Source organism: Rheinheimera muenzenbergensis, assembly GCF_036984005.1.
Lineage (GTDB): Bacteria > Pseudomonadota > Gammaproteobacteria > Enterobacterales > Alteromonadaceae > Alishewanella > Alishewanella muenzenbergensis.
In genome coordinates this window covers 1-356 of record NZ_JALAAR010000056.1, presented here as the reverse complement: position 1 = coordinate 356, position 356 = coordinate 1, and the positions used below count along the sequence as shown (strand labels likewise).

Annotated in this window: 1 protein-coding gene; it reads right to left on the bottom strand. The window is 59.6% G+C overall.

The annotated features are described in order from the left end of the window. A partial coding sequence (locus tag MN202_RS20535; protein ID WP_335737996.1) for a phage tail tube protein occupies window positions 1-356 on the bottom strand: 356 nt, incomplete at both ends.

Sequence of the window (356 nt, the reverse complement as noted above, 5' to 3'; positions counted from 1 at the left end):
GCTGTTACCGTGCTGCGATCTTCTGCCATCGACGGACGTCCCACATTGGTGACTTTCCCCGTGCGGGTGATCACTTCCTTCGCCGTCACCGCCTTACCGATACTGCTGACCCAGCCACGGAACACATCGACCGTGCCGTTCGGGAAGCGGATTTTATAGGCACGGGTATCGCCTTCATTAAACCACGCCAGCAGCGCCTGCTGCCCCTGCTCTCCGGGCATCCACGCCAGCGTGAAGCTGGTATCTCCGGCAGATTTCTGCCCCTGCCCGGTCGCAGTCCAGTCTGCATCTTCATCATCGAGATAGCTGTCGTCATAGGACTCAGCGGTCAGTTCGCCGGGCGTCAGGTCTTTAAC